Here is a 12,855-nt window from a genome sequence, read left to right on the forward strand (position 1 = left end):
CGCATGTCTGATGACACACGGCAGGGCAGAAGGAATCAGATACGTAAGCGCGTCCCAGACGGGTTCTCGAACGAGATCGGAACCTCCGTCGCGGTAGAGCGCGCGTAAGTCGGCAGCGCTAGGTCCGCACATCGAAGCCCTGGGTTGAAATCAGCGGTCTCCGGTGCCTGCGGCACGGGAATCCCGTCTGGCGTGTCTGCGGCCGTCAGGTAGCTCTCGCACGGATGAGCGCCCGGCGTGTCCTCGCAAGGCCCATCAGCCGCATTGCCGCCACACGAATGAGAGAGTCCAGCTGGCTCGGCCCCACCACCGCACTCCGGCATCGTGCAGACCGGAGAGAGCGCGAAGAGAAGTGTGGCCACGACCCCGAACTGCACCAAGCTCATTATCGTGTTATGCACTCGAAACACGAAACCTCCCGGACACCGACTGAACACACATTAACAGCACGCTACGTGCCAACGCTGAGGGGGCCCCTTCACGGCGGCCCCCTGCTCACTGGCTACTGTACATTCCGCGAGTGCTCGACTCGCTGTAGTCACTCTACTTCACGCCCAGTTTCCGCAACCCCACTCCTAGCGCTGCCACGCCACCCGCGATCGCCGAGAGGGACCCGAAGTCCAGCCCCGTGTAGGGGAGGAACGGCTCGGGATCCTCCTTCTCGACTACCGGATCTTCCGTGAACGGGAGGAACGGCTCGTCCTCGGTCACCGGAGGATCATCACCGGCGGGGGGATCGTCACCGACGGGGGGGTCATCGACCGGCGGGTCGTCAACGGGGGGGTCGTCGACCGGTGGGTCATCGACCGGCGGGTCGTCAACGGGGGGGTCGTCGACCGGTGGGTCATCGACCGGCGGGTCATCGACGGGGGGGTCATCTCCACCGGGAGGGTCGTCTCCGCCGGGGGGGTCATCCGGCGTCTCGTTGCGAGCCACATGGCTCAGAACAAGATTGTTAAAATCCTCGGAATCGACCATCGCGTACGCCGATACGATGACATCATCGGCCGGGGTGCCAACGTAGAAGTGCTGCATCCTGCCTTGACCCGAAGGTTGGCCGGTCGCCATCTTCATCCCGGCGCTCGCGAAGGTTACGTAAAGCGTGCCTCCTGTGGTGCCGCTATCAAGTCCGTTGAGCACGAAGTGCCATACGACCGGATCTGTCAGCCCGCCATCGTCGCTCTCCGTGTTAAACGTCGCGCTGTTCGCTCCGACATGGGAGCTGTGCAAGTTGACCTGTGTGAGAGCAACTGCAGGTGCATGAAGCATGAGTAGGACAGCTGCTGCGAGGGCAAGCGCCATCATGGCCCTGCTCCGCGGACGTGCAGCCATCGCTCGAGTCATCGAGGTCTTCATGACTGCTCGCCTCCTTCCAGAAATACGCCGCACTATCAATACCTACTGCGTACGTACCCCAGACTTAGTATACGCTAACTGTTTTCGGTGATTTCCGTCACACTTTCTCCATCGGTCCTGTCAAGCCGGAGCGCCAATGAGTTCAGACAGTACCGCTGCCCGCCAGGGGGCGGACCATCGGGAAACACGTGGCCGAGATGCCCGTCACACCGTGCACACCGCACCTCAGTCCTCGCCATACCGTAAGAGTGATCCTCGACCTCCACGACCGCGTTCGGACGTGCCGGGCTAGCGAACGAAGGCCAGCCGGATCCGGAATGGTACTTGTCGGCCGATGAGAACAGCTTCGCACCGCATCCCGCGCACCGGTACACTCCGTCCTCTTCGGTGTCGACGTATTCGCCACTCCCCGCCGGCTCTGTACCAGCCCGTCGCAAAATGCGAAACCTCTCGGGGGCAAGAATGACTCTCCACTCGTCATCGCTGAGCACGATCCGCTCTCGCGCGTCCATCACACTCTCCTATCGTTGCGATACGACCTTTCGCAGGCGCTTTTGATTTGACCTCGAGCCGTCAGGCCCAACCCGGCGATCTCTAAGGTCGATCTCGGTGCCCCCCCTCACCCGCACTCGCCAAAGAACATCTTGAGCTCTTCGGGAGGCAGCGCTTCCCGCGCTTGATCGCGAAGGCCGTTCACGCCGATGAAGAACTGTCGCATCATCGCAACGGCAAGGTAGCGGCCCGTGCGGGTCAGCGTGAGCCGCACGGCATCATCAACCGCAAACGCCCTGTTCATACGCATGAACGCCATCTCCATCGGCAAACCCCGCTCGACACTCACCCCAAAGTCCCGGGCAAACGCGACCTTGTCCAGCGCGAGACCAAAGAGGCCCATGAGGAACCGGTAGCGCATTCGATCGCGCCGAGTGAACTCGCGGTACGCGGTCACGCCAGAAAGCCCCGCGTCGATCCTGCGGGTGTACTCGCCGAGTGAGAACGTGTTGACATACAGCGAGCCGTTGAGAAACGAAAACGAGCCCGAACCGACACCCACGTAGTCCTCGTAGTCGACGATGTACTCATCGATCATGCCGCCACCGGTCCGGGAGAACGTCCATGCGCTCGCAGGTTCAAACGTGTCGGCGAGGATCTCACTGAGAATCTCGTAGTACCTGGCCTCACGCGAGTACGAGACCTTGCCCACGCTCCGCCTGAGGGACCCCTCGACCACGGGTGATGCCATGAGGGGGTAGAAAGTGGTCTGGTTAGCCTGACTCACTTTGAGCATCTCGACGTCGCGCGCCAGCATCGCCTCAGTCTGAGAGGGAAAGTTGAAAATCATGTCGACGTTGAGGGAGTGAAACCGTCCCTCTACCGATTGGAGCCGCTCCAAAATCTCCTCTCCCGAGCCGTACTTGTCGTAACGGTCCATCTGTTTGAGGAGCGCGTCGTCAAACGATTGCACCCCAACGCTGAAACGGTCGACTCGATCGACGAGCGGATCGACCACGCGAGGGATGAGGTGGTCCGGATTTGTCTCGCTCGAAACCTCCCGGATCGGAAAGATGCTCCGCGCGAGGTCTATTGTCTCGCAGAGCTCCTCGACGATTACCGTCGGTGTCCCGCCCCCCACGTACATCGATGTGCACTTGAAGCCTTGTTCCGCCACGAAGCGCATCTCCTCACGGAGACGCTTGAAGTACGCCACAGCCCTGTCCTGCTCAAACGGAAATCGGTTGAACGAGCAGTAGGGACACAGCCGCACGCAGAATGGGACATGGACGTAGAGCAGGTATTCAGCCCCGACCGCCGGGCCGGGCAACCGGGACTCGTGATATGGCTTGAGACTGAGAGTCCGCGCGTTCTCGCGACGCATTACTGCCGAGAGCACCCGTTCCGCGAGCACGTCACGCCTGCCATGTGGCTCGACCGCGCATTGCCTTCGCGCCGATGTCGGAACGGTAGAACATGCCCTCGAACCCGATCAGCGCCACCGCCTCGTACGCCCGCTCCCTCGCCGAGGCAAAATCCGGACCCAGTGCGGTCACGTTGAGAACTCGGCCGCCCGCGGACAGCAATGTGCCGCCGGGTGTCAGCCGCGTCCCCGCATGATAGACGGTGACTCCGGAAAGCGCCGCTGCGTCATCGATGCCGGCTATCACCATGTCGGCGTCGTAGTCGCCCGGATATCCGCCACTCGCCAACACGACCGACACCGCCCACTCATCGCGCCAGCCCACATCAAGATCGGCGAGACGGCCTTCCGCGGCGGCAAGCAGGGTTTCCGCGAGGTCACCTGCGAATCTCGGCAGGATGACCTGGGTTTCCGGGTCACCGAAGCGGGCGTTGAACTCGAGGAGCTTGGGGCCCGCATCCGTGAGGATGAATCCTCCGTAGAGTACGCCGCGGTACTCGATGTCCTCTACGGCCAGGCCCTCCACCGCAGCGTACATCGTGGCGAGCATAGTCTCGTGCTCGGCCTCCGTGACGATGGGAACCGGCGAGTACACGCCCATGCCGCCGGTGTTTGGACCTTGGTCGTCCTCGTAGGCACGCTTGTGATCCTGCACAGGCGCCATCGGCACCATGGTGTGTCCGTCGGTGATCACGAGCAATGAGCACTCGGGGCCGGTCAGGTACTCCTCGATCAGCACGGTCGACCCGGCGTCACCAAATCGGCCCGAGAAGCACTCCCTCACCGCCGCGCGCGCGGCCCCCGCGTCCATCGCGACCGTCACGCCTTTGCCCGCCGCAAGTCCGTCCGCCTTCACAACGATCGGTACGCCGACCTCCTCAAGGTACGCGAGTGCTGGCTCTAGCGCCGAGAAGGACCGTGCCGCGCCCGTGGGCAGGCCGTGACGCCGCATGAACTCTTTGGCGAACTCTTTCGATCCCTCAAGACGAGCCCCCTGCGCGCCCGGTCCAAACACAGGGACTCCCGCTTCACGGACCACATCGGCTACACCGGCCACGAGTGGCGCCTCCGGTCCTATGACCACCAGGTCGATCCCGCGCTCGATCGCAAAGGACGCTACCGCTAGGCCGTCCTCGATTGGGAGGTCGACGTTCTCTGCCAGCGCCGCGGTCCCGCCGTTTCCAGGCGCGACAAATACGCTGGTCACACGGGGCGAGGCGACGAGTGACGCCACGATGGCGTGTTCGCGGCCTCCGCCACCGAGTACGAGGATGCGCATGGAAACTCCCTCTGTCTGGGCTTGCGGCGCATACGACGTTACAGGAGCGCCGAGCTCGATTGTAGCGAAGGACGGCGGATGAACGCCATGAATGGGGAATCTACTCGTTCGTATCAACATGCACATGCAAAGGAGGTCGTCGATGGAAGTAGCAGACAAGGTGCTCGAAACGATGAAGAAGGCCGGCGAGCCGCTCAACGCCGGCGCGATCGCCGAGCTTTCGGGCCTCGACCGCAAAGAGGTCGACAAAGCGATGAACGAACTTAAGAAGTCGGAGCGCATCGAGTCGCCCAAGCGCTGCTACTGGCAGCCGCGAATCTGAGTCGCCAGTAAGGGAGCGGTCGCGAGAACACGGCGCCGCTCCCTCGCGATCACACCGCTTCGGGGGCGGGGACCGCGCGCTTCTCGGTTACCTTGTACGAGAACGGCATCCCGAGCATCAAGCGGGTCTGCGCCCTGAGCGCCGGCAGCGTTCCAAGATAGAACCCAACAACCGGTAGAGTCAGCCACGCTACCGCCAACTCGAAAATGACGGAAACAGGCCTGCGGTCCGCCGGTGGCGGCGTACGGATGAGTTCAGCGATTACGGTGGTCACAAGAGCGGCGGCGCCTACGACAAATATCTCCCGTAAGTACGGCACCCCCGGATGCACCATGATGATCCGCGTCAGGTCGTTGGTGAAGAGCGGTTCCGCATAGCCCAGAAGCAGGTAGGTGCTCACAATGAAAAACCACGCTGTGGCCCGTGAGACGTGGTCGTGCAAGACCTGTCCGAACCGAAACACGGCGCGACGATGCCACCACCGCTGCTGCACCATGCGCGCGAGCAGGAATCCGGCATCCTCGGCACCCCACGAGTGGCGCATCACCTGATCGTGCCGGGCTTTGAGCCCGGCCAAGAACGTCTCCCCGTCGACAGCGTCGCCCTTCGTGGGCAGAAACACAGGGGTCAAGCCGACGTCTCCGCCGCGCTCGAACATCACGTTTAGGTACGCGTGCCAGTCCTCGGAGATGACCATCGGATCCCAAAGGCCGCACTCGACAGCGGTCCTGAAGCTCAGGGTGTAGGTGGATATGGGAAGCGGTTCGTAAAACGGCATGGCCAGCTCGGCCATCTGCCCAGCGTGTGCGATCCAAGCAGTGACCCGGATCGGTGCCGGAACCTGCCAGAGGTTGTTGTCAAAATGTAGCGGTGCCTGCCAGAACCTGCCGTAGCGGCGCTGGTCGTTGGCGAAGAGGTCCGAGACGGCCTCGAAATACAGCGGGTGAAGAACCGAATCGGCGTCGCACGAGGTGACGGTGATGCGCTCCGCCGCGATGCCTCGCTCGCCTACAAGCACGGGATACACTTCGCTCGCCGCCCACGACATGTTGGATGACTTTCCAGGGATCTCACCGGGGAGATCGGGCGGGTGCACCGTGACGAAGATCTCCGCGAACGCCACCGCGTACTTCTCGGCAAGGGCGGCGCCCTTCTCGCGCGCTCCTACTTCGCGCTCCTCCATCGCGATGACGGGAATGACCCGTTCGCGAGCACGGTGCTGAACGCTGAGCGCGTCGAGTGTGCGCTCCAGTATCTCGATCGGCTCTTTGTAAGTGGGGATGATCACGACGTGGTAGACGTCGGCGGGCGCGAACCCCGCTGGTCCGGGGACCGAATCATATGACGCCCAATCGGTGCGTTCCCACTCACGCACCCGTGCGCGCCCTATCGCGTAGAACACGAGACTCAAGACCATCCGGGCAACGAAGTAGCACATGAACGCGGATGTAATTACGACCCATGAGCGCGGGTAGGCGATGAAGCCGACCATGGCGACGGTAACGATAGACCATGTGAGCACTCCGGGCAGCGCGTACGCCGCCCGATAGCGATGCTTATATGTGCCAGTCCACGACTTGACCACAAACACTCCTTTTTGCCCCGAGGTAAACCCGAGGTCGAGCGGGCTATCATCTGACTATGCCCGTCATTATCCGCTAGGAGATATATTGTAAAGATTCCGTTACGCGACCTGACGGCGCAGTAACCCCCATCGCAACCACAAACGCCTTACGACACTGCTTTACGGGCGCGACTCCCAACGCCGGATGATCGTCTGCTCGCGACTCGGGCCAACGGCGATCATCGCCACGGGGACATCCGCAAGGTCTTCGATAAAGCCGATGTAATCACGCGCCTCTTGGGGCAGGTCGCTGAACTCGCGGCACGCGGTGATATCGGTTTTCCACCCAGGAAGGTCCTCGTAGATGGGCCTTGCGCGGTGGAACACGCTCTGGTGACAGGGGAGCTCATTGTAGCGATGCCCATCGTACTCGTACGCGACACACACCCGGATTGTCTCAAGCTGGCTCAAAACGTCGAGCTTCGTAATGATGAGTTGGGTGATGCCGTTCACCTGCACCGCGTACCGGACGATCACTCCGTCGTACCAGCCGGCACGCCGCTCACGACCTGTGGTTGTGCCGTACTCGTGCCCAACCTCGATGAGGTGTGCGCCGGTCTCGTCAGAGAGCTCCGTGGGAAACGGTCCCGAGCCGACGCGGGTGATGTAGGCTTTCGCGATGCCCAGAACTCTGTCGATGCGTTTTGGGCCGACGCCTGCACCTGTGCACGCACCGCCCGCAACGGGGCTCGACGACGTCACGAAAGGATACGTACCGTGGTCGAGATCGAGCAGTGTGCCCTGGGCGCCCTCGAACAAAACCCACTGTCCAGAGTCGAGCGCTTTGTTGACGACGAGAGACGTGTCGGCGATGTGCGGCTTGATTCGCTCTGCGTACGGAAGGTACTCCTCGGCGATCTGATCGACGGTGTACGTGGGGAGCCCGTATATCTTGCCGAGAATCTCGTTCTTCTCCGTCAAGGCGGCGTCGAGCTTCTTGCGGAAGATGTGCTCGTCGGTGAGGTCTTGGACGCGGATGCCCATGCGCGACGACTTGTCCATGTACGCAGGACCAATGCCACGTCGGGTCGTGCCGATCTCGAGCGACCCGAGACGCCGCTCACTCGCCCCGTCGAGATCGCGGTGGTACGGCATGATGAGGTGCGCGTTGCAGCTGATGAGAAGCTTGTGCGTCGACAGCCCATCCATCTCGAGCCGGTCTATCTCCTCGAGCAGCACCTTGGGATCGATCACGCAGCCGTTAGCGATGACCGGTGTGATATGCGGGTACATGATGCCGCTTGGGATGAGGTGCAGCTTGAGCGTGCGGCCGCCGTGGATAACGGTATGCCCCGCGTTGTTGCCCCCTTGGAACCGCACGACGTAATCGAAATCGTCTGCGATGAGGTCAGTGATCTTGCCCTTGCCTTCGTCGCCCCACTGGGCGCCGACGAGCACTATGCCGGCCATGTCGGTGACTCCCGCTCCCGTTCGGTCCCGCGGACCCTCGCCGCCGCTCCCGGACCGGGCGCTTCGCCGGTCGAGGCGAGCGCGCAACCGCCCGCACACAGGCGGGCGATGGCGTAAGTATGCCCGACCCGCGCCAAGATGACCAGAGTCGGCGTGCAGAGTGGAAGCAGAGTCGCTAGCGCGGTATCAAGGTCAGGCGGGACGTGAAGGGGCGGCGGCCTCATCCGGAGCGCCAAACACCTTGCCAGTGAGGCGCACGTACCACGCCGCGGCCTGAACCTGCACGACGTAGCCGACCGCAAGCACGAGGGCGGCCTCAGGGCCAAAACTGGCGATCGCAATCCCGAGAGCGATCGAAAGATTGCGCATCGCGGTGCCATACACGAGCGCTATGGCATCCGCGCGCCCAAACAGCAGGCGGCCCACGAGCGTTGAAAGCGCAAAGTTCGCCGCGTAAAAGATGATGAGCGGCGCAAGAATGAGTGCGGCAAGCGCCGGACGACCGGCAATCATCCCGGCCTGCAACCCGACCGCCACGAACACGATGCCGAGCACCCCGATTACGCTGACACCGGGAAACACGGGAGCGATGCGCGTAGCGAAACGCTCCTTGCCATATCGCTTAACGAGCACGGCGCGGGTGAACTGAGCCGCGATCATGGGCACCGCCACCACAAGCATAATCGTCGACGCGATGCCGAGTAGGTCAACACTCACTACCTGGCCAGCAAACACTTCAAGGTAGACGGGTGCTGCGAGCGAAGCCGCGATGAGTCCGATCACGGTCATCTTGACCGCCGCCGTCACGTTGCCTTTCGCAAAGCCGGTCCAAGAGATAGTCATCCCGCTCGTAGGGAAGAGGCCGGCGAGCACCATGCCTACGAACAAACCAGCGTCCGACGCGAAGAAGGCTCGTGCGAGAAGCCATGCGAAAACCGGAAGGACGGTGAAGTTGAGGGCCATCGCAACGGCCACCAAGCGAGTGTCCGCGGGCCCGAGCGCTTCGCGGATGCGGACGTTGATGAGCATCGGATAGACCATGAGCATCGTCAGCGGCAACACAGCCGCTTTGAGCGGTTCGAGGTCGAACGAAACCCCCAGCGCGAACCCGGCGATCATGCTGACCGGGATCGCCCACACTAACGACGAAGAAAGAAACTTCGAGATGGCGGTGAGCCGCCCTGACAATCCGGTCTCCATTCGACTCTGATTTCCTTCCATACCTCTCCGAGCTCTAGCGTGCCGCCGCAATAGCGCGCGCTGCGACAACACCGCTCGCGCTCGACTGGATGAGTCCTCTCGTCACTCCCGCCCCGTCGCCAATCGCGTACAAACCGGTTATCGAGGTTTGCAGGTCAGGGCCGACTTCGAGCTTTGAGGAGTAGAACTTGACCTCGATGCCATAGAGTAACGTACCCGGAGCGTTCACGCCGGGCGCGAGCACATCGAGCGCTTCGAGGAACTCGAGTATGCCGGTCAAATGTCGATAGGGCACAACATTAGAGAGGTCACCCGGGGTCGCGGTTGCCATCGTGGGCATCACGGTCGACTCGGCGATCCGCTCGGGGGTGGAACGGCGGCCAGCCATGAGATCTCCCAAGCGCTGCACCAAGATGCCCTCTCCGAGCAGATTGGCAAGCCGAGCGATGGAGCGCCCGTACGTGGTGGGCTCCCTGAACGGATACGTGAACGCTTGACTTACGAGAACCGCGAAGTTGGTGCGGTCCGTCTTGTCATCGGCGTATGAGTGACCATTCACAGTGATGACATCACCGTACGATTCTGCGGTCACCTCCCCGTACGGATTCATGCAAAACGTGCGCACCTTGTCACCGAACGAGCGTGACCGATATGTGAGCTTAGCCTCGTAGAGGTGGTCCGTAAGCGGTTCCATGACCGTGGCGGGCACCTCGACCCGCACACCGATGTCGACAGCGTTGTTGGCCCGTCCGATGCCAAGAAGGGCAGCTTGGCGCGTCAGCCAGTCAGCGCCCTCACGACCCGGCGCGGCGATCACTGCGCCTGCGTGCAGCGTGGTCCCGTCCTCCAGCTCTACGCCGGTAACGCGACCCTCCTTGGCCACGACGGATTTCGCCGCCGTCTCCGTCAGGATACGCACCCCGTGCTCCAAAAGATTGACCCTGGCCGCATCGAGCACCTTGGGCGATCGGTCCGTTCCGAGGTGACGGATGCGCATGGGAGTCAGGTGCATGCCGGCGAGTTCCGCAGCCCGCTCAAGCCGCTTTGCCTCGTTGGGGTCCGGAGTGTAGACGCGCTTGCTAGCTCCAAATTCGCACCACAAGCCATCGACGTACCCGATGAGAGTATCGAGTTCCTGGGTGCCGATGTAATCGCCGAGCCAGCCGCCCACTTCACCAGTGAGCGTGAGCTTTCCGTCAGAAAACGCTCCCGCTCCACCCCAACCCGTCATGATGTCGCAGGTAGGGCAAGACACGCACCCCCGCTCACGCGCCGGACACCGGCGCTCTGCAAGATTCTTGCCCTTCTCGACGACGATGATTTCGAACCCGCCGAGACGTGACAGCTCGAGTGCCGCGAAGATGCCAGCGGGGCCAGCACCTATGACCACCACCCGATCGAGCGCCATCGCCTCGCCCTCCGTCGTCATACGGTCCGCTCAATCGATCGCGGCAGTCTCGCTCAGCAACCGCTACGAGCCGAACCGCCGGGCACGACTACACGTGATCCGTGTAGTCGATGAACCTGGTGTAGGGCTCGTGGAAGACGAGTCTGACCGTATCAGTAGGTCCATTACGATGCTTTGCCACGACAATCTCGGCCATGCCTTTCCCCGGCCGATCGTCATCATCGTCTGCACGCGGATCAGTGTTGCGATCAATGAACATGACCACGTCAGCGTCTTGCTCGATAGCCCCCGACTCCCTAAGGTCCGACAGTTGCGGGCGCTTGTTTGCCCGCTGTTCGACGGCGCGAGAAAGCTGCGACAGCGCGAGCACGGGAACGTTCAGCTCCTTGGCCAGGATCTTGAGGCCGCGGGATATCTCGGCGATCTCAGTCTGCCGATTCTCCGACCTGCGATGATTGGGTTGCATGAGTTGGAGGTAGTCAACGATGACGAGTCCGTTCTTCGCGTTACGAAGCTGACGCCTCGCTTTTGCGCGCACTTCCAGAATCGAGATCGAAGGCGTGTCGTCAACGTAGATCTCAAGCTCGGCAAGGGTGCCCATCGCACGATGGATATTGACCCAATCGTGGTCCTTTATCCGGCCTGTGCGGACGTCTTGCGAGTTAATCCGCGCCTCAGAACACAAAACGCGCTGAATGAGCTGCTCGGCGCTCATCTCGAGTGAGAACAACGCTACACTCGCCCCCGCTTTGGCCGCGTTGACTGCGATGTTGAGAGCAAACGCCGTCTTGCCCACTGAGGGGCGCGCTGCCAGGATGATCAGATCTCCCCGGTGCATGCCAGCCAGCAACTTGTCGAGATCCCTGAAACCGCTTGGCACGCCGGTGATGTGCTCCTTGCGCTCGAACAACTCCTCAAGTTGACTGAACGACCTCTTCAGTAGATCTTCGATGTCCCGGAAGTTGTTAGATATCCGCTTGTTGGTCACAGCGAAAATGAGCGCCTCGGCCTCCTGGACGACCTCCTTCATATCGTCAGGCGCCTCATAGCCAAGCGCGGTGACCTTGCCCGCGGCCGCGATGAGCTCGCGCAGCATCGCCGTTCGCTGGACTATCTCAGCGTAGCGCAGAGCGTTCGCTGCGGTAGGCACCACGCCGGTGATGTCAAGCAGGTACGCCTTGCCCCCTGCCGCCTCGAGCATCCCTGCGGTCTCAAGCCGGTCAGCAACACTCAGCTGATCGATCGGAACCGCCCTCGTGTGCAAGTACTCTACAGCCTCGAAGATACGTTGGTGGGCAGGACGGTAGAAGTCGCGCGCCGAAAGCAGTGAAAGCACCACCTCGACCGCCTCGGAAGAGAGAAACGTCGATCCTAAAACCGCCTGCTCAGCCTCTACGTTGTGGGGCGGAATGAGTTTTGAGAACGGCGTCGCGACCGCAAGCGTGCGAGCTGATTCGCTCACGTGCCCTCCTCGGAATCTGCTGGCGAAGCGTATTCTTCACCCGGACAATCCGATTCTAACCAACGGTTCTGACATGGGAAGCGGAGTGCTCAAACCATCCACAGCCGCGCACCGGCGCAACCTGTCGGGACTCGGGTTATCCGCAGAATCCACAGATGTCCGATCACTTTCCCAGCGCACGACGGGACGCCTCTGCGCGCGGAGGACGTCCCGTCGTGTCTGGTGCGTTACAGTGGCCGGAAGCCGTTCAGGTTCCGCTCTCCTCGCCGGAATCAGTGATTCCAGCAGAATCCGTCTCGGCTTCGGCCACCTCGGCGTCACTGGCTTCAATCGGCGCTTCGCTCACGGCCTCCTCGGCAGGAGGCTCAGCTATACGCTTCTGAGCGACCGGTGCGCCCTCGGCGATGACCTCAACAAGCACTTCGGCCTTTACGTCACGGTAGATCTGAACCGTGACCGTATAGGTGCCGAGCTGCTTGATGTGGCCGTGCACGTCCATTTTGCGCCGGTCGACTTTCGTCGCGAGTTGCCCGGTAATCGCATCTTCAATCATCTGCGTCGTGATGGAACCGAACAACCGGCCCTCCTCACCCGCCTTCGCCTCGATTGTGACCTTCTTTGCGTCGAGAGCCGCGGCGACCGAGCGGGCCTCCGCGAAACGCGACTCTTCCCGCGCGAGGATGTTGCCCTTGCGCGCGGCAAGCTGCTTGAGATTGCCGGGGGTCGCCTCGATAGCGAGCTTACGAGGCAGCAGGTAGTTGACAGCGTAGCCACGGGCGACATCGACGACGTCACCCTCGCCACCTTTCCCCTTGATCTCTTGCGTCAGGATGACCTTCATCACGTACTCCTTCTCTGTTTCCAGCGCGAATGCGCCAG

Annotated in this window: 12 protein-coding genes; 1 reads left to right on the forward strand and 11 read right to left on the reverse strand. The window is 62.0% G+C overall.

From position 1 onward, the window contains the following. Positions 1–35 precede the first annotated feature (35 nt). From KGZ40_05020 to purD, 5 genes are all read right to left on the reverse strand, one after another. Entirely contained in the window at positions 36–410 is a 375-nt protein-coding gene (locus KGZ40_05020; protein ID MBS3956871.1) for a hypothetical protein, read from the reverse strand. A gap of 133 nt (positions 411–543) precedes the next feature. Beyond that, positions 544–1,356 (reverse strand): hypothetical protein, encoded by an 813-nt coding sequence (locus KGZ40_05025; GenBank protein ID MBS3956872.1) that lies wholly within the window; start codon positions 1,354–1,356, stop codon positions 544–546. A gap of 74 nt (positions 1,357–1,430) precedes the next feature. Then, positions 1,431–1,868, reverse strand: a complete 438-nt coding sequence (gene msrB, locus KGZ40_05030) for a peptide-methionine (R)-S-oxide reductase MsrB (protein MBS3956873.1) — start codon at positions 1,866–1,868, stop codon at positions 1,431–1,433. A gap of 107 nt (positions 1,869–1,975) precedes the next feature. Then, positions 1,976–3,262: a coproporphyrinogen III oxidase family protein gene (locus KGZ40_05035; protein MBS3956874.1), complete on the reverse strand. Its 1,287-nt coding sequence runs from the start codon at positions 3,260–3,262 to the stop codon at positions 1,976–1,978. Between the two features lies 1 nt (position 3,263). Next, a complete protein-coding gene (gene purD / locus KGZ40_05040) occupies positions 3,264–4,550 on the reverse strand; it encodes a phosphoribosylamine--glycine ligase (protein MBS3956875.1) in 1,287 nt (428 codons plus the stop codon). A gap of 142 nt (positions 4,551–4,692) precedes the next feature. On the opposite strand from purD, the gene KGZ40_05045 reads away from it, so the two are divergent. After that, positions 4,693–4,872 carry a transcriptional regulator gene (locus tag KGZ40_05045; GenBank protein MBS3956876.1) on the forward strand — a complete coding sequence of 60 codons (180 nt, stop codon included), beginning with the start codon at positions 4,693–4,695 and terminating at the stop codon, positions 4,870–4,872. Positions 4,873–4,921: 49 nt separating this feature from the next. On the opposite strand, the gene KGZ40_05050 is transcribed toward KGZ40_05045, so the two are convergent. From KGZ40_05050 to rplI, 6 genes are all read right to left on the reverse strand, one after another. Then, complete coding sequence (locus KGZ40_05050) at positions 4,922–6,457, reverse strand: glycosyltransferase family 2 protein (protein MBS3956877.1); 1,536 nt, start codon at positions 6,455–6,457, stop codon at positions 4,922–4,924. A gap of 159 nt (positions 6,458–6,616) precedes the next feature. Next, positions 6,617–7,906, reverse strand: coding sequence for an adenylosuccinate synthase (locus KGZ40_05055; protein MBS3956878.1), 1,290 nt, complete (start codon positions 7,904–7,906; stop codon positions 6,617–6,619). A 192-nt stretch (positions 7,907–8,098) separates the two neighbouring features. Continuing rightward, on the reverse strand, positions 8,099–9,106 hold the full coding sequence (locus KGZ40_05060; GenBank protein MBS3956879.1) for an arsenic resistance protein: 1,008 nt from the start codon (positions 9,104–9,106) through the stop codon (positions 8,099–8,101). 34 nt (positions 9,107–9,140) lie between these two features. Beyond that, entirely contained in the window at positions 9,141–10,514 is a 1,374-nt protein-coding gene (locus KGZ40_05065) for an FAD-dependent oxidoreductase (protein ID MBS3956880.1), read from the reverse strand. Between the two features lie 88 nt (positions 10,515–10,602). Further along, a complete protein-coding gene (dnaB, locus tag KGZ40_05070) occupies positions 10,603–11,976 on the reverse strand; it encodes a replicative DNA helicase (protein ID MBS3956881.1) in 1,374 nt (457 codons plus the stop codon). Positions 11,977–12,223: 247 nt separating this feature from the next. Continuing rightward, on the reverse strand, positions 12,224–12,817 hold the full coding sequence (gene rplI, locus KGZ40_05075) for a 50S ribosomal protein L9 (protein MBS3956882.1): 594 nt from the start codon (positions 12,815–12,817) through the stop codon (positions 12,224–12,226). Positions 12,818–12,855 lie beyond the last annotated feature (38 nt).

It is taken from the genome of Clostridiales bacterium, assembly GCA_018333995.1.
Lineage (GTDB): Bacteria > Actinomycetota > Coriobacteriia > Anaerosomatales > SLCP01 > JAGXSG01.

Excerpts from the sequence above, each read along its gene's own strand:
- KGZ40_05025 (MBS3956872.1), bottom strand. The coding sequence starts at position 1,356 with ATGAAGACCTCGATGACTCGAGCGATGGCTGCACGTCCGCGGAGCAGG.
- msrB (MBS3956873.1), bottom strand. The coding sequence starts at position 1,868 with ATGGACGCGCGAGAGCGGATCGTGCTCAGCGATGACGAGTGGAGAGTC.
- purD (MBS3956875.1), bottom strand. The coding sequence starts at position 4,550 with ATGCGCATCCTCGTACTCGGTGGCGGAGGCCGCGAACACGCCATCGTG.
- KGZ40_05045 (MBS3956876.1), top strand. The coding sequence starts at position 4,693 with ATGGAAGTAGCAGACAAGGTGCTCGAAACGATGAAGAAGGCCGGCGAG.
- KGZ40_05055 (MBS3956878.1), bottom strand. The coding sequence starts at position 7,906 with ATGGCCGGCATAGTGCTCGTCGGCGCCCAGTGGGGCGACGAAGGCAAG.
- KGZ40_05060 (MBS3956879.1), bottom strand. The coding sequence starts at position 9,106 with ATGGAGACCGGATTGTCAGGGCGGCTCACCGCCATCTCGAAGTTTCTT.
- KGZ40_05065 (MBS3956880.1), bottom strand. The coding sequence starts at position 10,514 with ATGGCGCTCGATCGGGTGGTGGTCATAGGTGCTGGCCCCGCTGGCATC.
- rplI (MBS3956882.1), bottom strand. The coding sequence starts at position 12,817 with ATGAAGGTCATCCTGACGCAAGAGATCAAGGGGAAAGGTGGCGAGGGT.